The sequence below is a fragment of the Methylobacterium sp. NEAU K genome (assembly GCF_030700285.1).
Lineage (GTDB): Bacteria > Pseudomonadota > Alphaproteobacteria > Rhizobiales > Beijerinckiaceae > Methylobacterium.
Window position 1 is genome coordinate 17,195 of the sequence record NZ_JAUYZJ010000028.1, and the last position, 22,015, is coordinate 39,209.

19 protein-coding genes are annotated in these 22,015 nt (G+C 72.0%); 10 read left to right on the forward strand and 9 right to left on the reverse strand.

The window, feature by feature from the left end:
- Positions 1-62: 62 nt before the first annotated feature.
- The 3 genes from Q8W67_RS19950 (at position 63) to Q8W67_RS19960 (ending at position 5,090) form a co-directional block, all read left to right on the forward strand.
- On the forward strand, positions 63-2,651 hold the full coding sequence (locus Q8W67_RS19950; RefSeq protein ID WP_305549028.1) for an ABC transporter ATP-binding protein: 2,589 nt from the start codon (positions 63-65) through the stop codon (positions 2,649-2,651).
- Between the two features lie 92 nt (positions 2,652-2,743).
- Entirely contained in the window at positions 2,744-3,943 is a 1,200-nt protein-coding gene (locus tag Q8W67_RS19955) for a murein L,D-transpeptidase family protein (protein ID WP_305549031.1), read from the forward strand.
- Between the two features lie 205 nt (positions 3,944-4,148).
- Positions 4,149-5,090, forward strand: a complete 942-nt coding sequence (locus Q8W67_RS19960; RefSeq protein ID WP_305549033.1) for an MBL fold metallo-hydrolase — start codon at positions 4,149-4,151, stop codon at positions 5,088-5,090.
- Positions 5,091-5,181: 91 nt separating this feature from the next.
- Here Q8W67_RS19960 and Q8W67_RS19965 read toward each other — a convergent pair whose 3' ends face one another.
- Entirely contained in the window at positions 5,182-5,364 is a 183-nt protein-coding gene (locus Q8W67_RS19965; RefSeq protein WP_305549037.1) for a hypothetical protein, read from the reverse strand.
- Between the two features lie 224 nt (positions 5,365-5,588).
- Here Q8W67_RS19965 and Q8W67_RS19970 point away from each other — a divergent pair, with 224 nt between their 5' ends.
- Both Q8W67_RS19970 and Q8W67_RS19975 read left to right on the forward strand, forming a co-directional pair.
- The gene (locus Q8W67_RS19970; RefSeq protein ID WP_370693913.1) at positions 5,589-6,809 is read left to right on the forward strand and encodes a complex I NDUFA9 subunit family protein; all 1,221 of its coding nucleotides are present in this window, start codon (positions 5,589-5,591) and stop codon (positions 6,807-6,809) included.
- Between the two features lie 65 nt (positions 6,810-6,874).
- Positions 6,875-7,834 (forward strand): NAD(P)-dependent oxidoreductase, encoded by a 960-nt coding sequence (locus Q8W67_RS19975; RefSeq protein ID WP_305549043.1) that lies wholly within the window; start codon positions 6,875-6,877, stop codon positions 7,832-7,834.
- A gap of 85 nt (positions 7,835-7,919) precedes the next feature.
- Here Q8W67_RS19975 and Q8W67_RS19980 read toward each other — a convergent pair whose 3' ends face one another.
- From Q8W67_RS19980 to Q8W67_RS19995, 4 genes are read right to left on the reverse strand one after another with little or no spacing between them, the layout of a single operon-like run.
- Complete coding sequence (locus Q8W67_RS19980; protein ID WP_305549047.1) at positions 7,920-9,122, reverse strand: CaiB/BaiF CoA-transferase family protein; 1,203 nt, start codon at positions 9,120-9,122, stop codon at positions 7,920-7,922.
- A gap of 11 nt (positions 9,123-9,133) precedes the next feature.
- A complete protein-coding gene (locus Q8W67_RS19985) occupies positions 9,134-9,958 on the reverse strand; it encodes an IclR family transcriptional regulator (RefSeq protein WP_305549050.1) in 825 nt (274 codons plus the stop codon).
- Positions 9,955-10,704 (reverse strand): enoyl-CoA hydratase-related protein, encoded by a 750-nt coding sequence (locus Q8W67_RS19990; protein ID WP_305549053.1) that lies wholly within the window; start codon positions 10,702-10,704, stop codon positions 9,955-9,957. Before Q8W67_RS19990 ends, Q8W67_RS19985 begins: the two co-directional genes overlap by 4 nt.
- On the reverse strand, positions 10,701-11,717 hold the full coding sequence (locus tag Q8W67_RS19995) for a nitronate monooxygenase family protein (RefSeq protein WP_305549056.1): 1,017 nt from the start codon (positions 11,715-11,717) through the stop codon (positions 10,701-10,703). The genes Q8W67_RS19990 and Q8W67_RS19995 overlap by 4 nt, the downstream gene beginning before the upstream one ends.
- A gap of 354 nt (positions 11,718-12,071) precedes the next feature.
- On the opposite strand from Q8W67_RS19995, the gene Q8W67_RS20000 reads away from it, so the two are divergent.
- The 4 genes from Q8W67_RS20000 (at position 12,072) to Q8W67_RS20015 (ending at position 17,959) form a co-directional block, all read left to right on the forward strand.
- Positions 12,072-14,141, forward strand: coding sequence for a 3-hydroxyacyl-CoA dehydrogenase NAD-binding domain-containing protein (locus Q8W67_RS20000; protein ID WP_305549060.1), 2,070 nt, complete (start codon positions 12,072-12,074; stop codon positions 14,139-14,141).
- Between the two features lie 16 nt (positions 14,142-14,157).
- Positions 14,158-15,345, forward strand: coding sequence for an acetyl-CoA C-acyltransferase (locus Q8W67_RS20005; protein ID WP_305549063.1), 1,188 nt, complete (start codon positions 14,158-14,160; stop codon positions 15,343-15,345).
- A 4-nt stretch (positions 15,346-15,349) separates the two neighbouring features.
- The gene (locus Q8W67_RS20010; RefSeq protein ID WP_305549066.1) at positions 15,350-16,546 is read left to right on the forward strand and encodes an acyl-CoA dehydrogenase family protein; all 1,197 of its coding nucleotides are present in this window, start codon (positions 15,350-15,352) and stop codon (positions 16,544-16,546) included.
- A 258-nt stretch (positions 16,547-16,804) separates the two neighbouring features.
- Positions 16,805-17,959: an acyl-CoA dehydrogenase family protein gene (locus Q8W67_RS20015; protein ID WP_305549069.1), complete on the forward strand. Its 1,155-nt coding sequence runs from the start codon at positions 16,805-16,807 to the stop codon at positions 17,957-17,959.
- A 306-nt stretch (positions 17,960-18,265) separates the two neighbouring features.
- Here the strand turns inward: Q8W67_RS20015 and Q8W67_RS20020 are convergent, their stop codons facing one another.
- The 4 genes from Q8W67_RS20020 to Q8W67_RS20035 form a co-directional block, all read right to left on the reverse strand.
- Positions 18,266-19,138 (reverse strand): tetratricopeptide repeat protein, encoded by an 873-nt coding sequence (locus Q8W67_RS20020; protein WP_305549072.1) that lies wholly within the window; start codon positions 19,136-19,138, stop codon positions 18,266-18,268.
- A gap of 351 nt (positions 19,139-19,489) precedes the next feature.
- Positions 19,490-20,599, reverse strand: a complete 1,110-nt coding sequence (locus Q8W67_RS20025; RefSeq protein WP_305549075.1) for a 5-(carboxyamino)imidazole ribonucleotide synthase — start codon at positions 20,597-20,599, stop codon at positions 19,490-19,492.
- Complete coding sequence (purE, locus tag Q8W67_RS20030; RefSeq protein WP_305549078.1) at positions 20,596-21,093, reverse strand: 5-(carboxyamino)imidazole ribonucleotide mutase; 498 nt, start codon at positions 21,091-21,093, stop codon at positions 20,596-20,598. The genes Q8W67_RS20025 and purE overlap by 4 nt, the downstream gene beginning before the upstream one ends.
- Positions 21,094-21,171: 78 nt before the next feature.
- Complete coding sequence (locus Q8W67_RS20035) at positions 21,172-21,432, reverse strand: YdcH family protein (RefSeq protein WP_370693914.1); 261 nt, start codon at positions 21,430-21,432, stop codon at positions 21,172-21,174.
- Positions 21,433-21,562: 130 nt separating this feature from the next.
- Here Q8W67_RS20035 and Q8W67_RS20040 point away from each other — a divergent pair, with 130 nt between their 5' ends.
- On the forward strand, positions 21,563-21,745 hold the full coding sequence (locus Q8W67_RS20040; protein ID WP_305549081.1) for a YdcH family protein: 183 nt from the start codon (positions 21,563-21,565) through the stop codon (positions 21,743-21,745).
- Positions 21,746-22,015 lie beyond the last annotated feature (270 nt).

The following is a 22,015-nucleotide window of genomic DNA, read 5'->3' on the forward strand; positions in this document are numbered from 1 at the left end:
GGCGCGAGGGCCTATGCGGTGCCGGGCCGCGGCACGGCCGCGCGATCCCGCCCCGGACCCGCATGGATTCCGATCCCCTCGTCCTGACCTGGCGCGCCGCGCGGCGCCTGCACGCGACCGCGGCCCTGCTCGCGGTCGGACTCGGCGGTCCGCTCTGCGCGCTTGCCCTGCTGTGCCTGCGCGACCTGGTCGCGGTGCTGCCGCGCGACGAGGCGCCCGCGCTCCCGTTCCTGCGCCTCGTCGTGTCGCTGCCGGGCCGCGAGCTCGTGCTGGCGCGCGGCGTCCCGATGCCCCCCGCCGATCTGGAACTGGCCGCCTTCCTGTGCATCGCCACCTCCGCGCTGGCGCTGGCGGGCCTCGGCTGGCTCGTGGCGCGCCTATGCTTCAAGGCCCAGAACCGGGCCGCGGACGCCGTGCGGGAGAACGTCCTGCGGGCGATCCTCGATGCGCCGGCCGGGGCCCGGGACGAGGCACGCAGCCTCGCCCGCCTCGTCGGCGAGGTGCTGGCCCGGGCCGATCGGCTGCTCGCGGCGGGCATCGTCGTGCCGGCGATGACCTGCGCCGCGCTGCTCCTGGCGCTGGGCTTCGCGGGGCTCGCGGCCCCCCGGCTCATCCCGGCCGCGGCGCTGGGACTGGCGGCGATCGGCCTCGCCTACGGGCTGGTGCTGGAGCGGGCGCGCGACCGGCAGGAGCTGCGCCTGCGCACGAGCGCCAGGGCGGAGACGAACCTGAACGACCTCGTGCGGCGGCTGCCGGCCGTGCGCGGGCATGGGGCGGCCGCCCTCGAGCGATCGCGCATCGCCGCCCGGGTCACTGCGATGCGCACCAAGGTGGCGCGGGCCGAGGCGCGACTGGCCTATGCCCGCGCGCCGGCGCTCGCCCTGGCGGTGATCCTGCCGGCCATCGCCATCGGCACGGCACTGTGGCGCTCGGCGGCGCCGGGGAATCCGCCGACCGTCCCGGTCGATCCCGCCGCGCTCCTGGCGGCGACGGGCGCCTTCGGCCTCGCCGGCTGGCTCGCGGGTATCTGCGCCCGCCTCTGGACGGTGCGCAAGGCCGTCCGCCCGCGCTTCCGGGACCTGGTGCGGATCATCGCGGGCCTCCAGGGCCGGCAGGCGCGGGGCGGCCTGACCGGGCTCGCCCCCCCGCCGCTCCCCCGGTCCGGGATCCTGGCGACCCAGGGCGTCGGTGCCTTCGATCCGGCGACCGGCGAGCGGCTGACCGGCGTCGACGTGGCGGTCGCCATGCCGGGCCACGTGGCGATCACCGGCAGCCGCGGCAGCGGCGCCCGGGTTCTCGCGGCCGTCCTGGCGGGCCAGGTCGAGCCGACTGCGGGCGCCGTCACCTACGCGGGCGCGGACCTGCGCGGCTTCGACGCCTCGGAGCGCGCCCGCCGCATCGCCTTCGCGGCCGGGGAGGCGATCCTGATGGAGGGCTCGCTCCGGCAGAACCTGCTCTACGGCACCGAGCCGGACACCGCGCCCGACGACATCGCGCTCATCGGGATCAGCCGGCTCACGGGGCTCGACGGCTTCGTCTACGCCCGCGGCCTGACCGGCCGCCTCGACCCGGCGACACAGCCCCGGCTGGCAGCGGCGATCGTGTCGGCCCGGCAGACCATGCGGGCTGCGCTGGCCGCCAAGGGGGCCGAGCGCCTGGTCGAGCCGTTCGACCCGGACCGCTACAACCATCAGGCCAACATCGGCGAGAACATCCTGTTCGGCGAGCCGGTGGGCGGCGCCTTCGCGCCGCTCCGCTTCGCCCGCCACCCCTACCTGCGGGCGGTGCTGGAGGCCGAGGAGCTGGTGCGCCCGCTCACGGAGATCGGCCTGTCGGTCGCCCGCAGCACGGTCGAGATCTTCGCGGATCTGCCCAACGACCATCCGCTGTTCGACGCCTATTCGCTGTTCCAGGCCTCGGAGCGCGGCTACTTCGAAGACCTCGTGTTGCGCCTGCCCGATGCCGCGAGCCTGCGCCGGGGATCGGCGGGCCAGCGTGACCGCACGCGGCTGATCGGGCTGGCGCTGCGCTACAGCGAGTCCCGGCACCGCTTCGGGCTGATCGACGCCGCGTTCGAGCAACGGCTGGTTCAGGCGCGCCGCTCCTTCGCCCGGATGCTGCCGTCCCACCTCGCCGGGGCGGTCGAGTTCCACGATCCCGGCCGGGTCAATCCGGCCGCGAGCCTGGAGGAAAACCTGCTGTTCGGGCGGATCAGCCTCGGGGAAGCCAACGCCGAGCCGCGGGTGCGTGCGCTGGTGCGGCGGGTACTCGCCGACGAGGGGCTCGAAGCCTCGGTCTACGGCCTGGGCCTCGACAGCCGGGTGGAGATCCAGCCCAGCACGGGAGCGCTCGCGGACGGCGCGATCAACGCCCGCGAGCGGGTGGCGATCGAGCTGGCCCGCTGCCTCGCCCGCGAGCCCGACATCCTGATCGTCGCGATCGCGCCCGACGAGCGCAAGGCCGAGGGCGTTCGCGAGCGTCTCGCCCGGCTTCGGCAGGCGCGGGCCGGGCGAGGCTTCATCGTCTGCCTGCCCGAGACGGACGTTCTGGAGGGGATCGAGCCGTTCGACGCGGTGATCGCGGTCGAGAACAGCGCCGTGGTCCCGCCCCCGGCCACCCGGGCCGCCGAGGTTGAAGCCGCCCTGTCCTGAGCGGCGGCCTCACGACTGCCGCAATGGCCCGTCAGGTCCAGGGAGCCGTACCCGGCCGGCGCCAGTCCCGGTTGCTTTTGCGCGGACGGTTCATGCCCCTTCCGATCCCGATTGCCCTTGCCGCTGGCCTCGCGCTCCTGGCCCTGTGCGGCCCCGCCGCGGCGCAGGCCGGGAAGGCCGAGGCGCCGATCCCGGCCGCGACGCTGGCCCTGATGGCGCAGAAGGGCACCGCGGCCTCTTCCCCGGTCCTGTTCCGGGCCTACAAGAAGGAATCGGAGATCGAGGTCTGGAAGAAGGGCCCGGCCGGGTTCGTCTACATCAAGACCTTCCCGATCTGCCGCTGGTCCGGCCAGCTCGGGCCGAAGCGCAAGAACGGCGACCGGCAGACTCCGGAGGGGTTCTACACGGTGCCCCGGCGCCAGATGAACCCGAACTCGCACTATTACCTGTCCTTCGACGTCGGCTATCCCAACGCCTACGATCGGGCCCACGGGGGCACCGGCTCCGCCGTGATGGTGCACGGCATCTGCTCGTCGATGGGCTGCTTCGCCATGACGAACGGCACGGTCGGGGAGATCTACGCCATCGCCCGCGAGGCCCTGAAGGGTGGGCAGGCGGCCTTCCAATTCCAATCCTACCCGTTCCGGATGACCGCCGAGAACATGGCCCGCCACCGGATGGACCCGAACATCGCGTTCTGGCGCGAGCTCAAGGCCGGGTCCGACCGGTTCGAGGCGAGCCGGGAGGAGCTCCAGGTCTCGGTCGCGGCTGGCCGCTACGCCTTCGCGCCGTCCCGGGACCCCGCCCGGGAGGCGGCCGTCGCCACGCGCCGGGCCGTGGAGGAGGCGCGCATGGCGGCGCTGGCCGAGACCGGCGAGCCCGCCGTGCGCACCACCTATTCCGACGGCGGCCAGAACGCCTTCTGGGCGGCCTACACGGCCCGGGGCGGTGCGGTCGGCGACATCAGCCGGCCGGAGGCCTTGGCCTTCGCCGGCCAGGAGGTCGTGGTCGTGCCGGGCCACCGTCCGCCGCATCCGGTGCCGGAAGCCGTCTGGGCCAAGTGGGCCGCGCCCGATTCCGCGCTCTCGCCGAGGCGGATGGCGGGATTCGTCCCGGTCTACGAGCGCACGCCCGACCCGTTCGCGGCGCTCGCCGCGTTCCCGGCCCGCTACGGCGACGGTCTCCCCTCCATGCTGGCGGCCGGCCTCAGCGGATCCGGCGGGGCGGTCGCGGCGGCCCTGGGTCCGGCCGGATCGTCCTCTGGACTCCTCGCCTCCGCCGAGCGCCTCTAGGGATGCCGGGCCCCCGGGACGCGGCCGGTCCGTGTGCGCGGCCGCACATCACGGCGGTCCGAGGCTCACCAATTCATGGTACGGCAGGAGATGGACGGTACTCCTGTTCCGTCGGCCTGCCGTATTCAGAGCTACCTTCCCGGAACGGCGACGGGGTCTCGATCGTAACCGATCGGGATCGACTGTCCGCAGATTCGTGATCGCCATGTCCAACTGTTCCGAGCCGACCATCTGTGCGGCCGACGAGGACCTCGTCCTCCGCTTCTGGGGTGTCCGCGGCTCGACCCCCGTGAGCGGCCCGCAATACGCCGAGTTCGGCGGCAGCACGCCCTGCATCGAGGTCCGCTGCGGCCAGCGGATGTTCGTGGTCGATGCGGGCTCGGGCATCTACAATCTCGGGCAGGGCCACCGCACCGACCTCCCGAAGGAGGTCGACCTGCTGTTCAGCCATCTCCATCTCGACCACACCGCGGGCCTTCCCTTCTTCAAGCCGGCGGTCCTCGACTGCGACCGGGTGATCAACACCTATTGCGGCAATCTCGGCGGCGAATCGGCCGGCCCGACTCTCGACCGCCTGTTCGCGCCGCCGCTGTTCCCGGTTACCCTCGACAGGCTGTGCTGCACGTTCCGCCATCACGGCTTCGAGGCCGGGCAGACGCTGGTCTTCCCGGACGGGGCGCGGGTCGCCACCATCCCGCTGAACCATCCGCAGGGATCGGTGGGCTACCGGTTCGAGCATGGCGGCCGCCGCCTGTGCCTGATCAGTGACATCGAGCACAGCGACCCGTGGCCGGAGCCGGAACTGGCGCGGTTCGTCGCGGGGGCCGATCTGATGGTCTACGACGGAATGTTCACAGACGGCGAATATCCGACCTGCCGCGGCTGGGGGCACTCGACTTGGCAGAAGGGCGTCGAACTCGCCCAGAGGTCCGGCGTCAAGGCGCTTGCGATCATCCACCTGCATCCGGCCCACTCCGACACGGCTCTGCGCGACATGGAGGCGGATCTCCAGGCGGAGATGCCCACCGCCTTCATCGCCCGCGAACTGCAGAGCATCACGGTCGGCGCCCCACGCTCGGTCGGTCGCCGGTCGGGCGGCCGCCAACCGGTAGCGCGTGAGATCCGCCGTCGGATCAAGGTGGCCTGAGACTGCGCGCCAAGCGTCGAATGATCGCTCAGAGCCTGATGCGGAGCGGTGGAATCCGGTTTTCCGAACCCATCACGCGACGCCGAGCAGCTCAGGTGGGTCGCCCCTTACGCCCCCGGCTGAACCGGCCGAAAGCGAACAGCACGAACAGCGCAACACCGATGATCAGGATGCTCCAGCCGTAGTTGCTGACGAGCTGCTCGTCGATCGGGTGGCCGATCCGGCCGAGCGCGACGAGCAATCCGAAGACGGCGATCGCCGCCGAGACGAGCATCCCTAGAATCATCCTGGTCCCCGGCGCGGCCCGGCCGCATGCCTCGGCCGGGCGAATCAGTCCGTGGAAATGCACGGGACCGACACCCGTTCCCGATCGTTTCCCGGGCAGCCGCGCGGTAATCGGGCCTCGACGCGCACGGGCGGCTCCCAAGGCGCCGAACTTAGGCTAAGTAGGCCGCACGACGGCGCCCCGGGGCGCGCGAGGAGCCCGAGACCAAGGCGATGACCGGCCAAGAGACTACGCCTCAGGACAGCATGCCCGCATCCACCGCCGCACCGGGCCCCCTGCGCCCGCAATCCCAGCTCGTGACGATCTTCGGGGGCTCCGGCTTCCTGGGCCGCCACGTGGTGCGGGCGCTCGCCAAGCGCGGCTACCGGATCCGCGTCGCGGTGCGCCGGCCGGACCTCGCGCTGTTCCTGCAGCCGCTGGGCAAGGTCAACCAGATCGTGGCCGTCCAGGCCAACCTGCGCTACCCCGAATCGGTGGCCCGCGCGGCTGAGCGCTCGGACGTGCTGATCAACCTCGTCGGCATCCTTCAGGAGACCGGGTCGCAGAGCTTCGCGCGGCTCCAGGTCGACGGGGCGGCGGAGATCGCCCGCGCCGCCGCCCGGCAGGGCGCCCGGATGATCCACGTTTCGGCGATCGGCGCGGACCCGGCCTCGCCGTCCGTCTACGCCCGCACCAAGGCCGAGGGCGAGGCGCGGGTCTTCGCCGCCTGTCCGGACGCGGTGGTGTTCCGGCCCTCCCTGGTCTTCGGGCCGGGCGACAGCTTCTTCAACCGCTTCGCCGGCCTCGCCCGGGCGCTCCCGGTCCTGCCGCTGGCGGGCGGCCAGTCGCGCTTCCAGCCGGTCTTCGTCGGCGACGTCGCCGAGGCGATCGCCCGGGCGGTCGACGGCACCGTGGCCGGCGGAAAGGTCTACGAACTCGGCGGCCCGGAGGTGGCGACGCTGGATCATCTCGTGCGCTACATGCTGAAGACGATCCAGCGCAAACGCGCCGTCGTCGACCTACCCCTGCCCGTGGCCAAGCTTCAGGCCCGGCTGCTGGAGGTCGCCGACACCCTGACCTTCGGGTTGCTGCCCGACGCCCTGAAGCTCACCCGCGACCAGGTGATCCTGCTCCAGAACGACAACGTCGTGTCAGAGGCCGCGAAGGCCGAGGGCCGGACCTTTGAGGGCCTCGGGATCACCCCGACCGCCGCCGAAGCGATTGTGCCGGGCTATCTCTGGCCCTACCGCAAGGCCGGTCAGTTCGCCACCGACCGGGATGAGGAGGCTCTGTCCGAGGTGCCGGATACGACGGCGGCCAAGCCCATGGCGGCCGGCTCGCAACACCGGCCGAACACCGCCTCCGGGCCGGCGATCGGCGCGGATGCCGGCAGCGCACCCGGCAGCGCGCAGAGCCGGATGGGCATGCGTTGGGGCACCCGGACCCCGGGCTAGGTGGACCGGACGTTCGGAACCGGTGCGATGATCGCGCCCCCTCGGGACAGATCGGCAGGCCGGGTGTGAGACGCATCCTCGTCACCGGCGCCGCAGGCTTCGTCGGTGGCCATGTCCTGCCGCTCCTGGCGGGCACGGGCGACAGGGTCGCCGGGATCGGGCGCGGGCTTCCCCCGCGCCTGCCCGCGGGCGTCGCCTACGAGAGCATCGACCTCCTCGACGAGGCGGCGCTCGGCGCCTTCGTGGCGCGCTTCCGACCGACCGCGATCCTGCATCTGGCCGGCCTGGCCTCAGTGGCCGACTCCGCCAGCGGGCCGGGGCAGACCTGGCGGGTGAACGTCAACGGCCTGATGAACCTCGTGGCGGCGGTGGAGGCGGTGCCGGGCTGCACGTTCTTCTTCGTCAGCTCGGGCGAGGTCTACGGCAGCGCCTTCCTGGCGGGCCACGCCCTCACCGAGGAGGCAGAGCCCCTGCCGCGCAACACCTACGCACGATCGAAATGGGTCGGCGAGCAGCTGCTGCGCGACCTGCTGCCCCGGATCGGCGTGAAGCTCGTGGTGCTGCGCCCGTTCAACCACATCGGTCCGGGCCAGGACGAGCGCTTCGTCGTGGCCTCCTTCGCCGGGCAGATTGCCCGGATCGAGGCCGGCCTTGCACCGCCCCGGCTCGAGGTCGGCAACCTCTCGTCCTATCGCGACTTTCTCGACGTGGCGGATGTGGCGGGCGCCTATGCCGACTTGATCGGCCGGGCGGAATCCCTGGCCGACGGGAGCGTGTTCAACATCAGCTCCGGCCAGCCCCGCACGATCGCGAGCGTGCTCGACGGCCTGCGCGCCCTCGCGCAGGTCCCGTTCGAGATCCGCGTCGCCCCCGAGCGGGTGCGCCCCGCGGAGATCCCCCTGGCGGCTGGCGATGCCGGCCACCTGCGCGCCGCCACCGGCTGGGAGCCCCGGGTCGCCTGGGACGCCGCCCTGGCGCGGGTGCTGGACGATGCCCGAGTCCGGCTGGCGCGGGTTGGGGGCTGAGGGCCGAAGTGGTGGGTCAAGGGCGCAGGCGCGCCGCTCTCCCTCCCCCTCCTGCGGGGAAGGGCCTGCACACCCGCGCTCTACCCTACCGAACCACGCCCTTCGCCACGAGCGCGTCCCGGGCGTCGGCCGGGTAGTCCAGCCGTTCCGCCAGGATCTCGTGGCTCGAATCCCCGAGGCCCGGCGGCATGCGGCGAACCGGGAGGCGGCGCCCGTCGAGCCGGTAGGGCGGGGCGATGACGTGGGCGTTGCCGGCTCCCTCGACCACGAGCCCGGCTTCCTGCGACCGCTCGCAGGTGAGCGCCTCGCGCAGGCCCATCACCTCGCCGCACGGGATGCCCGCTCCGCGCAGGCGCGCGATCAGCGCCGCCCGGTCCCACTTGGCGAGCTCGGCCTCCAATATCGGAATGAAGGCGGCGCGATTCTTCGAGCGGTCGAGGTTGGTGGAAAAGCGCGGGTCGCTGCACAGGTCCGGGCGGTTCAACACCTGCTCGCAGAAGCGGCGGTACTGGCCGTTGTTGCCCACCGTGATCACCACCGGCCCGTCGCCGGCTTCGAACACCCCGTAGGGCACGATCGAGGGATGGGCGTTGCCGTAGCGCGGCGGATCGATGCCCCGGGCGAGCGCCTCCAGGCCGTAATAGGAGGTCAGCGCCACGCCGCAATCGAACAGGGCGAGGTCGATCGTCTTGCCGCGCCCGGTGCGCTCGCGCTGGAACAGGGCGGCGAGCACGGCCTGCGCGGCGTATTGCCCGGTGAACAGGTCCACCGCCGCGACCCCGAACTTCAGGGGCGGCCCCCCGGCCTCGCCGTTGAGCGCCATGACGCCGGATTCGCCCTGCACCACGAGGTCGTAGCCGGGCCGGCCGGCCTCCGAGCCGGCCGAGCTGTAGCCCGCGATCGAGCAGTAGATCAGCCGCGGGTTCTCGGCTGAGAGCGCCGCGTAGCCGAGGCCCAGCCGGTCTGCGCCTCCGGTCTTGAAGTTCTGCACCAGCACGTCGCTCTCGCGGGCCAGCGCCCTGACGATCGCCAGCCCCTCGGGCGTGGCGAGGTCGACCCCGATCGAGCGCTTGTTGCGGTTCACGCTGTCGAAATACGAGGTGTTGCCGGGGCTGGTTGGGACGCCCCAGTCCCGTGTGTCGTCCCCCCGCTCAGGATGCTCGACCTTGATCACGTCGGCGCCGAGATCGCCCAGAACCTGCGCGCACCACGGCCCCGCCAGGACCCGGGACAGATCGAGGACGCGGATCCCGGCGAGCGGGAGGTCGGGGGCGGAGTCAGCTTCCATCGAACAGATCCTCAGGCTCCCATCACGCCGTCGAGGCTGCGCACGGCCGCGACGAGCTTCGGGCGCACCACCTCCATGAGGAAGCGGGCGTCGGTGATGACGGTCGGCGCGCCGCAATTGACCGACATCGGCGGCAAGCCACCGCCGGGGTAGAACCCCACCGCGATGGCGCAGACCGTCTCCTGCCAGTCGCCGAACGAGGTGCAGCAGCCGATCTCCCGGTGCTCGGCCACGGCCCGGTCGAGACCGTCGCGCAGGGCGGGCCAGGCGACGGGGTCCAGGGCCTTCAGGTCCTCGTAGATGCTCTCGCGCTCGCGGTCCGGGCAGATCGCCACGTAGGCGCGCCCCATGGCGCTGCGGGCGAGCGAGATCCGCGAGCCGGTGTCGAGGTTCAGCGAGATCGCGGCCGGGCCGCGCTGGCAATCGACGTAGCGCATGCTGAGCCGGTCGCGCACCCCGAGCCCCACCGAGGCGTTCGCCGCCTCCGCCACCGCGCGCAGGACCGGCCGGGCGATGCCGCGCACGTCGAGGCCGCCCAGAGCCGCCGAGCTGAGGGCGATCGTCGCCGTGCCGAGCCGGTAGCGGCCGGTCTCGGGCAGGTGCTGCAGGTAGCCGAGCTTGGTCAGGGTGTAGGTCAGCCGCGACACGGTCGAGCGCGGCAGGCCGCAAGCCTCGGCGATGTCGTGGTTGGCGAGGCTCGTCCGGCCCGGGCCGAAGCAGGCGAGCACCGCAAGGCCCCGGGCGAGCGCCGTGACGAAGTGGCGATCCTCCTTCGCGCCGTCGGCGCCGGGCGCCGCCTCGTCGGGGTCGGGCAGAAGGGTGCCGTCCGCGCTCATCGGCGCAGGAACGCCGCGAAGGCCGCCTGCGCGTCCGGGCCGCGGCGCAGCGCGTGGAACACCTCCGCCTCCTCGGCGAGTGCGCGGGCGACGATCGCGTCGTGACCCCGGCGCAGGGCCCGCTTGGTGGCCACGATCGAGGCCAGCGGCAGGGCTGCCAGGGCCCGGGCCCGGCCGAGCGCCGTCTCCTGGGCCGCCCCTTCCGGGACGGCGGCGTTGACGAGGCCGGCCGCTACCGCTTCCTCGGCGCCGAAGGGCGCGCCGAGCAACAGCAATTCGGCCGCGCGCTTGAAGCCGGCTGCGAGCGGCAGGAGGTAGCTCGACCCGCCCTCCGGACTGAGGCCGAGCGCCGTGAACGGCATCCGGAAGCGGGCGCCGGCCCCGGCATAGGCCAGGTCGCAATGCAGGAGCAGCGTGGTGCCGATGCCGACCGCGTGCCCCTCGACCGCCGCGACGACGGGCTTCGGGCAGGCGCGCAGGGCGTTCAGGAAGGTCAGGCCGGGACTGTCGCCGCGCGTCCCAGGGCTCGGCTCGACATCCTGGAAATCCTTGAGGTCGTTGCCGGCGGTGAAGCAGCCGCCAGCCCCGGTGAGCACCAGGGCACGCACGGCCTCGTCCCGGCCCGCCGCGTCGAAGGCGGCGGCCAGGCCGGCATAGGTCGCCCGGTCGAGGGCGTTGCGCCTGTCCGGCCGGTCGATGGTGACCATCCGGATCCCGGGCTCCGGATCGGCGACGCGGACGCTCACGGGAGAACCTCGCCCGCGTAGGCGGCCGAGACGCCCGAGAGCCGCGCCCGCGCGGCGTCGTATTCCCGGGCGAGCCGCGCCACGAGATCGGCGGTGGCCGGCGCGTCGGTGACGCTGCCGACGCCCTGACCGGCGCCCCAGACGTCCCGCCACGCCTTGGCGGTGCCGCTGCCGAAGTTCATCGCGGTCTTGTCGCGCGCCGGCAGCGCCTCGGGATCGAGCCCGGCGGCGCGGATGCTCGGCGTGAGGTAGTTGCCCGGCACGCCGGTGAAGTAGGGTGTGTACAGGATGTCGGCCGCCGCGCTGCCGGCGATCATGTCCTTGTAGGCCGGAGCCGCGTTCGCCTCCCGGGTGGCGATGAACCGGGTGCCCATATAGGCAAGGTCGGCGCCCATGGCCTGCGCGGCCAGGATCGCCGAGCCCGTGGTGATCGCCCCCGACAGGATCAGCGGCCCGTCGTAGAAGCGCCGGATCTCGCCAAGCAGCGCGAAGGGGCTGAGCGTGCCCGCATGGCCGCCCGCACCGGCGCAGACCAGGATCAGCCCGTCGACCCCCGCCTCCAGCGCCTTCTCGGCGTGCCGCACCGTGGTGACGTCGTGGAACACGACGCCGCCATAGGCGTGCACCGGGCGGATCACCGCGTCCGGCGCCCGCAGGGAGGTGATGATGATCGGCACCTGATGCCGGACGCAGGCCTCGACATCTTGCGCCAGACGGTCGTTCGAGGCGTGGACGATCTGGTTCACCGCGAAGGGCGCGACGCGCCGCCGGGGATCCGCCGCGCGTGCCTCTGCGAGGGTCCGGGTGATCCGCGTGAGCCATTCATCCAGGAGTTCGGGCGGCCGCGCGTTCAGCGCGGGGAACGAGCCGACCACGCCGGAGAGGCATTGGGCGATCACGAGATCCGGTCCCGAGACGATGAACATCGGCGCACAGATCACCGGCAGGGCGAGCCGGCCGCGCAGGGCTTCGGGGAGGCGGCCGGCCGGAGGGTTCTCGGGACCGTCGCTCACCGCGCGCCCCATGACCCGCGCAAAGCCGTCCGCCCCCGCGCCGTCCGGGCGCTGCCGGGCTTCTCGCCGAGATCGATGCCGCGCACCGCCATCCTCCCTGATCGGTCGGGCGGTCCGGCTTTTCGGGCTCGCATGCGCCGCAACCGAAGCCGAGTCTCGCCCGGGGTCGGCTTGAATGGCATGGCGCCCGGCACCGGTCAAACAGCTCCACCGTACCGATTCCGCAATGCAGAATGGATGGATCATGCTCCGCGACAACCCCGGCGCATCCTTGACGCGGCCTCTCCGGCAGACCAACATCCCGGCGCTTTGCGAACTATCATTCTGCACTGCAGAACAAGGAGGAGAGCCTAAGTGGTTCGTCACGAGGTCGATGGCGGCGTCGCCGTGCTCACGCTCGCCAACCCGCCGGTTAACGCGCTGGGCGCCGAGACGCGGGCGGCCCTCGATGCAGCCCTGGCGCAGGCGGTTGCAGACGAATCGGTCCGGGTGATCGTGCTGGCCGCCGAGGGGCGGGTGTTCGTGGGCGGCGCCGACATCTCGGAATTCGGCAAGCCGCCGCGCCCGCCGAGCCTGCCGGATGTCCTGGAGCGGCTCGATGCCTGTCCGAAGCCCGTGGTCGCGGCCATCGGCGGCGCGGCTCTGGGCGGCGGCCTGGAGCTGGCGATGGCCTGCCACGGCCGGATCGCCGCGCCGACCGCCAAGCTCGGCCTGCCGGAGATCAAGCTCGGGATCATACCGGGGGCCGGGGGCACGCAGCGCCTGCCCCGCCTGATCGGGCCGGACGCGGCCTTCCCGATGATGCTCACTGGCGAGCCGGTCCCGGCCGGGAAGGCCGCGGCCCTGGGCATCGTCGACGCCGTCGTGCTGGGCGACCTCGTCGCAGCGGCTCGGACACGCGCCCTGGAACTCGCCGATTCGGGCGCGCTGCCACGGGTGCGCGACCGGTCCGACAAGCTGACCGCGGAGGCGCGCGACCGGTTCGAGGCACAGGCCGCCGAGGCGGTGAAGCGCGACCCCGACGCGACCAACGTCCACGCCCTGGTGCGGGCCGTCCGGGCCGGCCTGGAGCAGGACTTCGACGCGGCCGTGTCGGTGGAGCGGGCCGAGTTCCGCATGCTGGTGGAGGATCCGCGCTCCAAGGCCCTGCGCTACGCGTTCTTCGCCGAGCGCGAGGCGGCCCGGGTTCCGGGCCTGCCGAAGGACACGCCCCGCCGCGCCATCGAGACCGCCGCGGTGATCGGCGCCGGCACGATGGGCGGGGGCATCGCCATGTGCTTCGCCAATGCCGGCATCCCGGTCACCGTGATCGAGACCGAGGCCGGCGCCCTGGAGCGCGGCCTCGCGCGGGTGAAAGACCTCTATGCCGGCTCGGCCAAGCGCGGCTCGATCACCGAGGCCCAGCGCGACGAACGGGTCGGCCGAATCACCGGGGCGATCGGCCTGGAGCATGCCGGAGCGGCCGACATCGTGATCGAGGCGGCCTTCGAGGATATGGGCGTCAAGCGTGCGATCTTCTCCAAGCTCGACACGATCGCCAAGCCCGGCGCGATCCTGGCCACCAACACCTCATATCTCGACGTCAACGCCATCGCGGCGGTGACCGGCCGGCCGCAGGACGTGCTCGGCCTGCACTTCTTCAGCCCGGCCAACGTCATGCGCCTCGTCGAGGTGGTCCGGGCCGATAAGACGGCGCCGGACGTGCTCGCCACGGCCCTCGACCTGGGCAAGCGACTCAACAAGCTGCCGGTGACGGTGGGCGTGTGCTTCGGCTTCGTCGGCAACCGCATGCTGGAGCGCCGCAGCCGGGCCGGCGAGCGCCTGCTGCTCGAAGGCGCGCTGCCCCACGCGGTCGACGCGGCGGTCACCGCCTTCGGCTTCCGGATGGGCCCCTTCGCCATGGGCGACCTCGCGGGCCTCGATATCGGCTGGCGCTCGCGCAAGGATTTCGGCGGCCGGGCGCCGGTCGCCGATTCGCTGGCCGAGATGGGCCGCTACGGCCAGAAGACCGGCCGCGGCTTCTACCTCTACCCGGACGGCGCCCGGACTGGCACCCGCGACCCGGAGGTCGAGGCGCTGATCGAGCGGGTCGCCGCCGAGCACGGCGTCACCCGCCGCAGCTTCACGCCGGACGAGATCGTGGCGCGGCTCATGTACCCGATGGTCAACGAGGGCGCCCGGATCCTGGAGGAGGGGATCGCGGCCCGGCCCGGCGACATCGATACGATCTGGATCAACGGCTACAACTGGCCCGCTTGGCGCGGTGGCCCGATGCACTGGGCCGACACCGTCGGGTTGAAGACCATCGCCGAGGCGCTCACCCGCTTCGCGGCCGAGACCGGCGACGACAGCCAGGAGCCGGCGCCGCTCCTGAAGAAGCTCGCCGCCGAAGGCGGCAGCTTCGCCGGCCTGAAGAACGCCTGAGCGGGAGGGAGATCCCATGACCGACGCGGTGATCGTCTCGACCGCCCGCACGCCCATCGGCAAGGCCCATCGCGGCGCGCTGAACCTCACCCGCGGCGCCGACCTCGCCGCCCACGCCATCCGCGGCGCCCTGGATCGGGCGCGGCTTGAACCGGAAGCTGTGGAAGAGGTGGTGCTCGGCTGCGGCTATCCGGAGAACGCCACCGGCGGCAACGTCGCCCGGCACGCCGCCCTGGTGGCGGGGATCCCGGTGGACTCGGCGGGCGTCACGGTCTCGCGCTTCTGCGCCTCGGGCCTGGAGGCGATCGCCAGCGCGGCTCGGCGGATCATCCTCGACGGCGTGCCGGTGGCTGTGGCCGGCGGCGTCGAGTCGATCAGCCTCGTGCAGCCGAAGGTCCAGCGGGAACTCACCCGCAACGCGTGGCTGGAGGCCCACCTGCCGGCGATCTACATGCCGATGATCGAGACCGCCGACATCGTGGCGGAGCGCTACGGCATCTCCCGAGAGGCGCAGGACCGTTTCGCCCTGGAGAGCCAGCGCCGCACCGCCGCCGCGCAGGAACGCGGATTGTTCGACGACGAGATCGTCCCGATGAGCGCCCTGATGGCGGTGACCGACAAGGCCACCGGCGAGACCCGGGAGGTCGAGACTCGGCTCGCCAAGGACGAGGGCAACCGGCCGGACACGACGCTCGACGGTCTCGCCAAGCTCAAGCCCGTGCGCGGGGAGGGGGCCTTCATCACGGCGGGCAATGCCAGCCAGCTCTCCGACGGGGCCTCGGCCAGCGTGCTGATGTCGGCCGACGAGGCGGCGCGGCGCGACCTCGAACCGCTCGGCATCTTCCGGGGCTTCGCCTCCGCCGGCTGCGGGCCGGACGAGATGGGCATCGGTCCGGTCTTCGCCGTCCCGCGACTCCTGGAGCGGCAGGGGCTGACGGTGGCCGATATCGACCTGTGGGAGCTGAACGAGGCCTTCGCGTCCCAGTCGGTCTATTGCCGCGACACGCTCGGGATCGATCCGGACACGGTCAACGTCAACGGCGGCGCGATCGCGGTGGGCCATCCCTTCGGCATGTCGGGGGCGCGGCTCGTGGGCCACGCCCTGCTGGAGGGGCGCCGCCGCGGGTCGCGCTACGCCGTGGTGACGATGTGCGTGGCTGGCGGCCAGGGTTGCGCCGGCCTGTTCGAGATCGCGCGGAGCTGAGACGATGGACCTGCGCTTCACCGCCGACGAGATCGCGTTCCGCGACGAGGTCCGAACCTTTTGCCGGGAGCAGATTCCGGCCGAGATCCGCCGCAAGGTCTCTGAGGGACGCAGCCTCTCGAAGGAGGACTTCGTCACATCCCAGCGCATCCTCAATGCCAAGGGCTGGGCGGTGCCGCACTGGCCCGCCGAATGGGGCGGCCGGGATTGGACCCCGATCCAGCGCTACATCTATACGGAGGAGCTGTTCCAGGCGGCGGTGCCGCTGCCGCAGCAGTTCAACTGCTACATGTTCGGCCCGGTGCTGGCGACCTTCGGGCGGCAGGACCAGAAGGAACGCTTCCTGGCCCGCGCCGCCAATCTCGACGATTGGTGGTGCCAGGGGTTCTCCGAGCCGGGGGCCGGCTCCGACCTCGCCTCGCTGAAGACGAAGGCGGTGCGCGACGGTGACCACTACGTCGTGGACGGCCAGAAGACCTGGACGACGCTAGGCCAGCACGCCGACTGGATCTTCTGCCTCGTCCGCACCGACTTCGAGGCCAAGAAGCAGCGCGGCATCTCCTTCCTGCTGATCGACATGAAGTCGCCCGGCATCACCGTGCGCCCGATCATCACCCTGGAGGGCCGGCACGAGGTCAACGAGGTCTTCTTCGACGCGGTGCGCGTGCCGGTCGAGAACCTCGTCGGCGACGAGAACCGGGGCTGGGACTACGCCAAGTTCCTGCTCGCCAACGAGCGCACCGGAATCGCCCGGATCGGCCTCACCAAGGAGCGGATCGCCCGCATCAAGCGCCTCGCCCGGGAGATGCCGGCCGGGTCCGGCACGATGTGGGACGACCGCGATTTCCGCGGCCGGGTCGCGGAGGTCGAGGTCGAGCTGAAGGCGCTGGAGATCACCCAGATGCGGGTGGCGGCCAAGCAGGGCAGGGCGGATTCGGTGGAGCCCGACCCCGCCTCCTCGCTCCTCAAGATTCGCGGCTCGCAGCTCCAGCAGGCGGCGACCGAATTACTGGTTGAGCTCGCCGGTCCGTTCGCCCTGGCGGCGCCGTCGCGTGGGGCTGGGGCCAACAACCTGCCCGGCGGCTTCGACTGGGTCGACGCGGCGGCCCCGAGCTACTTCAACAACCGCAAGGTCTCGATCTACGGCGGCTCGAACGAGATCCAGCACAACGTCATCGCCAAGGGGATCCTGGGGTTGTGAGGGATCGCCCCCTCCCGGGGGCGATCGCATGGCATGCGTGCTTTCAAAAACACTGTCGTCGCTCAGAGCTATCCTTCGATCGGCGACGCGACGTCGGCCGTCTAACGCACCGTGGCATTCCGGTGCGCCGCAGGCGGGCCCGGGACGGCAAGGCGGGTGTTCGGATCTCGGTACAACTCCCACGACCCGCGGGAGACTGATGTTTCCATCTGCGATGGCCTTGCCCGCAAAGGGGAGGCGAGGGGAGAGGAACGCGACATGGATTTCGACCTGAACGAGGACCAGTCGCTGCTGCGCGACAGCGTCGAGCGGCTGGCCGCCGACCTGTACCCGTCCCTGGAGAGCCGGCAGGGCCGGCTGAAGGCGCCGCTCGGCTTCCCCGAGGCGGGCTGGAAAGCCCTCGCCGAACTCGGCGTGACCGGCCTGCCCTTCTCGGAGGCGGAGGGCGGGCTCGGCGGCGGCCCGGTGGAGACCATGCTGGTGATGGAGGCGGTGGGCCGCAACCTCGTGGTCGAGCCCCTCTTCGCGAGCCTCGTGCTCGGCTCGACGGCGCTGCGACTCGGCGGCAGCCCGGCGCAGAAGGAGCGCCTCGTCCCGGGCCTGATCGCCGGGGATCTTCGCCTGACCCTCGCCCATACCGAGCGTCAGTCCCGCTACGACCTCGAGGACGTGGCGACCACGGCCCGGCGCTCCGGCGACGGCTTCGTCCTGAGCGGGGCCAAGTGCGTCGTGCCCAATGCCGACGCGGCGGGCCTGTTGGTGGTATCGGCCCGGGTCTCCGGGGAGCGGCGCGACCCGCACGGGATCGGCCTGTTCCTGGTGCCGGCGGATGCCGAGGGCGTCGCGATCGAGGCCTATCCGACCCAGGACGGGGGCCGGGCCGCGGAAGTCTCGTTCTCGGAGGTTCGGCTCCCGGCCGATGCGGCTCTGGGCGACCCCGAGGCCGGCCTGCCGCACCTCGAGCGGGTGGTGGAGCACGGGATCGCGGCCCTGGCCGCCGAGGCGGTGGGCTCCATGGACGCGCTCCACAGGCTCACGGTGGAGTATCTCAAGACGCGCAAGCAGTTCGGGGTCAGCGTCGGCTCGTTCCAGGCCCTGCAGCACCGGTCCGTGGACATGCTGATCCAGCTCGAGCAGGCCCGCTCGATGGCGATCTATGGCGCCATGATGGTGGAGGCGGAAGATCCGCGCGCGCGGGCGGCGGCCCTGTCGGCCGTGAAGGTGCAGATCAACAAGGCCTGCCGCTTCGTCGGCCAGGAGGCGGTCCAGCTCCACGGCGGCATCGGCATGACCATGGAGTATGTCGGCGCCCACCATTTCAAGCGGCTCGCCATGATCGAGTACCAGCTCGGCGACACCGCCCATCACCTGCGCCGGATCACCCAGGAGGAGAACGGGCTGCTGGCGGCGTGAGAGGGGGGATTCTCGCCACCCGATCCACCGCCTCAGGATGATGCGGGGTGTGGTTCGGATGAGCGTTGCGCGGCCCTGCGTTTGGCCAGCATCAGCACCCCGCCCCGGTCGCCGCGGATCAGAGCGCCTTTCTCGGCGGGGCTCCAATCCTCGTAGCGCCGCTCGGCCGCGCGCGCTCACGGTCCGACTCATCCCGTAGCGGGACGCCGAGCTTAGCGCATCGTACCGCGCGTCCTACCCTTGACCTCATCCTGAAGGGGGCCCTCAGGATGAGGGGAGATCGGGATCGGGTGTTGGCCCAGGAAATCAGTTGAACAGCGAGCCCACGCCGCCCTGAACGCGGCCGAGGCCCGCCCGCGCGACGGCGTTGTTGGGGTCGATCGTCGAGGCGCGCTGGTAGTTGTCGAGCGCCTCCTTGCGCTGGCCCGATTTCTCGTAGGCGAGGCCTCGGTAGGCCCAGGACGTGGCGTCCTTGTTGTTGACGTTGAGCGCCGCGTTGTAGTCCTCGATCGCCTTCGGATACTGGTTCGTGGCGATCAGGCTCTGACCCCGGGCCGCATAGGGCGCCGCCACGAACGGGTTGCGGTCGATCGCGGCGTCGAAATCGGCGATGGCCTGGGTGTCCTGACCCTGCTTCTGCCGCACGAGGCCGCGGGCATGGTAGGCCTCGGCCGATTCGGGCATCAGCCGGATCGCGACGTTGAGGTCGGCGAGCGCCGGGTCGAGATTGCCCTGCGCGCGCTCGACATTGGCGCGCCCGATGTAGGCCGGGCCGTAATTCGGGTCGATGCTGATCGCCTTGCTGAAATCCTGGAGCGCGGCTGCGTCGCGGCCGATCTGCCGCTCCGCGAGGGCGCGGTTGTTGTAGGCCGAACCCGAGTTCGGGTCGATCTGCACGGCCTTGGTGAAGTCCGCGATGGCGTCGTTGAACTGGCCGGCGCGGGCATAGGCGGCGCCGCGGGTGTTGAAGGCGGCGGCGTCGTTCGGATTGCGCTGCACGACCTCGGTGAGGGAAGCGATGTTGACGTTGGTGGCGCCCGTGGTGTCCGTCTCCAGCACCGCGTATTGCCGCGGGCCGGCGGCACTGCCGACGGTCTCGCAGCCCGCCAGTGCCGCGGCCGAGAGCGAGGCCGCGCCGATCAGCGCCATCTTCAGTGCCAGCCTGTTGCGTACGATCATCGCCCCACTCTCCCCGGGGCTCGGCCCGCATCCGGCGCACCCACCCCGCCCTCGAATTCCAAGTCGTCCCGCCCGCACCGCGCCCCGGGCCCTGTCTCCGGGGGCACCGTCGCGCATCGCGGTGAATGCCGGCTTAAGACGCGGCCGCTCGCGAGCCATCCCGTCGTCCGTCCCGGCAGGACAAGGGCGGCGCGGACGGAATCGATCGACGGTGTTCGTGCCGGCCGCGACTTGGTGGAAGCGGCGGGATGTGGCGAAGGTATGGCTCGATGCCGCGCCGGACCCCATCGCGGGGTCCGGCGCGCGCGCGGTGGCGCAGGTGTGTTCCCGAAGCCGCAGCGCCGGGCCCGTTCAGGCCCCTGCTGAACCCCCGAGCCGCGTGACGTGCCCCATCTTGCGGCCGGGCCGCGCCTCGCCCTTGCCGTAGAGATGCAGATGGGCGCCGGGCTCGGCCAGCAGCGCGCGCCAGTCGTCGGCCTGGGCGCCGATCAGGTTGCGCATCTCGACCGAAAGGCCCCCGACCCGGGCGGGGTCGCCCAGCGGCCAGCCGCAGACCGCCCGGACATGCTGGGCGAATTGCGAGGTCAGCGCCCCCTCGATGGTCCAGTGGCCGGAATTGTGCACCCGCGGCGCGATCTCGTTGACCACGAGGCTCTCGGCGCCGTCCGCGCGCACCAGGAACATCTCCACTGCGAGCACGCCGACATAGCCCAGCGCGTCGGCGATCCGCTTGGTGATGTCGAGGGCGGCGCGGGCGGTCTCCGGGGTCAGGCCCGGGGCCGGGACCCGGGTCAGCGCCAGGATGTGGTCGCGGTGCTCGTTCTCGCACAGGTCGAAGGCCGCGAAGCTGCCGTCCCGGCCGCGGGCGGCCACCACCGAGACTTCGCGCTCGAACGGCACGAAGCCCTCCAGGATCAGCGGCGCGCCGCCGAACTCGGCGAAGAGCGCGTTGCGGTCGCCCTCGGCCCGCGCGCGCAGGATCCGCTGGCCCTTGCCGTCATAGCCGAACCGGCGGGTCTTGAGCACAGCCGGCAGGCCGAGCGCCTCGATCGCCCGGTCGAGGTCGTCCGGCGTGTCGACCGCCCGGAACGGCGCGGTCGGAATGCCCAACCCGTTGATGAAGTCCTTCTCGGACAGGCGGTCCTGCGTGGTGGACAGCGCCTCAGCGTTCGGGTGCAGCGGGGCGTGCCGGGCCAGGATGTCGGCGGTGGCGCGCGGGATGTTCTCGAACTCGTAGGTGACCGCGTCGACGCTCTGCGCGAAGGCCGCCAGCGCCTCCGCATCGTCGTAGGCCGCGCAGGTCGTCCGGGCGGCCACGTCGAAGGCGGGACTGTCCTGGTCGGGCGCGTAGACGTGGCTCTTGAGCCCGTAATTCGCCGCGGCGAGCGCGATCATGCGCCCGAGTTGGCCGCCGCCGACGATGCCGAGGGTGGAGCCGGGGCCGAGAATCCTGTCCGTCACGCGTTCGCTTCCGTCTCCGGCCGTTCGGCCACCGCGCCGGTCTGGGCCGCGCGCCACGCATCGAGGCGCTCCGCCAGGCCCGGGTCGGAGAGCGCCAGCACCGCGACCGCCAGGAGGGCCGCGTTGACCGCTCCGGCCCGGCCGATCGCCAGAGTCCCCACCGGGATGCCCGCCGGCATCTGGACGATGGAGAGCAGGCTGTCCTGGCCGGACAGGGCCTTGGATTCCACCGGCACGCCGAAGACCGGCAGGCGGGTCATCGCGGCGGCCATGCCGGGCAGGTGCGCCGCCCCGCCGGCGCCGGCGATCACCACCTTGAGCCCGGCCGCCACCGCGCCCCGGGCGAAGGCGACGAGACGGTCGGGCGTGCGGTGGGCCGAGACGATCCGGGCGTCGTAGGGCACGCCGAGAGCCTCGAGCGTCTCCGCGGCATGCCGCATGGTCGCCCAGTCGGATTGGCTGCCCATGATGATCGCGACCGGAGGCGCCGACATCGTTTGTCCCGGCAAAAGAGGCCGCTTACAGGCGGGGCGGGCCGGCGGCAAGGCGCGCCCCCGGGGCGTCCACCGACATCAGGCGATGATGTCCGGGGTGAGCGCGTCCTCGATGTGGAAGATCCGGTCGCGCAGCGTCAGCTTGCGCTTCTTGAGGCGCTGGATCTGGAGCTGGTCCCCCGCAATGCTGCACTCCAGCGCCTCGATGGCGCCGTCGAGGTCCCGATGCTCCTCGCGCAACCGGCCCAGTTCGGCCAGGAGGTCCGACTGCGTGCTCTCACCCGACTCGTCCGCCATCGTCACCTGCGGGACCGAAGACCGTTCAATGCCGAGGAGCATGCGTTACGCCCCCGCCCGGGACAAGCCGCCCGGCAAGCATTCGTGAGGCTTAGCCAGAGAAAACGCTTCGACAGCTGCGGCCTCCTGTGCCAGTCTCGGTGTGTCGGAACGATGACAGGAGATTCGACTCATGTCGCTGCAGACGCATCTGAGCCAACTCGCCCGGAAGCACGAAGCCCTCGAGCGCGAGATTCAGGAAGCGATCCACAGGCCTTCGGCGAACGACCTTCACATCGCCGAACTGAAGCGACGGAAACTCCTTCTCAAGGACCAGATCAACAGGCTGCAGGCGGGCAGCGATACGCTGCACTGAGCCGCCCCTGAGACGTCCCCGGACGTAACGATACGAACATGACGAGAGTCGCCGCGTCGGCGCGTCCGATGCGGCGGCTTGCACCGATCCGTTTGATCCGAAGTCCGGGCCGAAGTGACCGTCGGACCCTGTTCGATCCCTGCCCGACGGCCGGCGAGACTTCGGCACACCCACCCGCGCCCTCTTCCTGACGCGCCCCGAAGCACTTCGCGCGTGCGGTCGCCTGCGGGCAGGGAAGGTTCCAGGCGCGACAGCCCCTTGCGGCCGACC

What these genes read in the sequence shown, in the direction of transcription:
- Q8W67_RS19955 (WP_305549031.1), top strand. Translation starts at nt 2,744, where the DNA reads ATGCCCCTTCCGATCCCGATTGCCCTTGCCGCTGGCCTCGCGCTCCTG.
- purE (WP_305549078.1), bottom strand. Translation starts at nt 21,093, where the DNA reads ATGTCGGCGCCTCCGGTCGCGATCATCATGGGCAGCCAATCCGACTGG.
- Q8W67_RS19970 (WP_370693913.1), top strand. Translation starts at nt 5,589, where the DNA reads ATGACCGGCCAAGAGACTACGCCTCAGGACAGCATGCCCGCATCCACC.
- Q8W67_RS20010 (WP_305549066.1), top strand. Translation starts at nt 15,350, where the DNA reads ATGGACCTGCGCTTCACCGCCGACGAGATCGCGTTCCGCGACGAGGTC.
- Q8W67_RS19985 (WP_305549050.1), bottom strand. Translation starts at nt 9,958, where the DNA reads ATGAGCGCGGACGGCACCCTTCTGCCCGACCCCGACGAGGCGGCGCCC.
- Q8W67_RS19950 (WP_305549028.1), top strand. Translation starts at nt 63, where the DNA reads ATGGATTCCGATCCCCTCGTCCTGACCTGGCGCGCCGCGCGGCGCCTG.
- Q8W67_RS19965 (WP_305549037.1), bottom strand. Translation starts at nt 5,364, where the DNA reads ATGCTCGTCTCGGCGGCGATCGCCGTCTTCGGATTGCTCGTCGCGCTC.
- Q8W67_RS19980 (WP_305549047.1), bottom strand. Translation starts at nt 9,122, where the DNA reads ATGGAAGCTGACTCCGCCCCCGACCTCCCGCTCGCCGGGATCCGCGTC.
- Q8W67_RS20040 (WP_305549081.1), top strand. Translation starts at nt 21,563, where the DNA reads ATGTCGCTGCAGACGCATCTGAGCCAACTCGCCCGGAAGCACGAAGCC.
- Q8W67_RS19960 (WP_305549033.1), top strand. Translation starts at nt 4,149, where the DNA reads ATGTCCAACTGTTCCGAGCCGACCATCTGTGCGGCCGACGAGGACCTC.
- Q8W67_RS20005 (WP_305549063.1), top strand. Translation starts at nt 14,158, where the DNA reads ATGACCGACGCGGTGATCGTCTCGACCGCCCGCACGCCCATCGGCAAG.
- Q8W67_RS20015 (WP_305549069.1), top strand. Translation starts at nt 16,805, where the DNA reads ATGGATTTCGACCTGAACGAGGACCAGTCGCTGCTGCGCGACAGCGTC.
- Q8W67_RS20035 (WP_370693914.1), bottom strand. Translation starts at nt 21,432, where the DNA reads ATGCTCCTCGGCATTGAACGGTCTTCGGTCCCGCAGGTGACGATGGCG.
- Q8W67_RS20020 (WP_305549072.1), bottom strand. Translation starts at nt 19,138, where the DNA reads ATGATCGTACGCAACAGGCTGGCACTGAAGATGGCGCTGATCGGCGCG.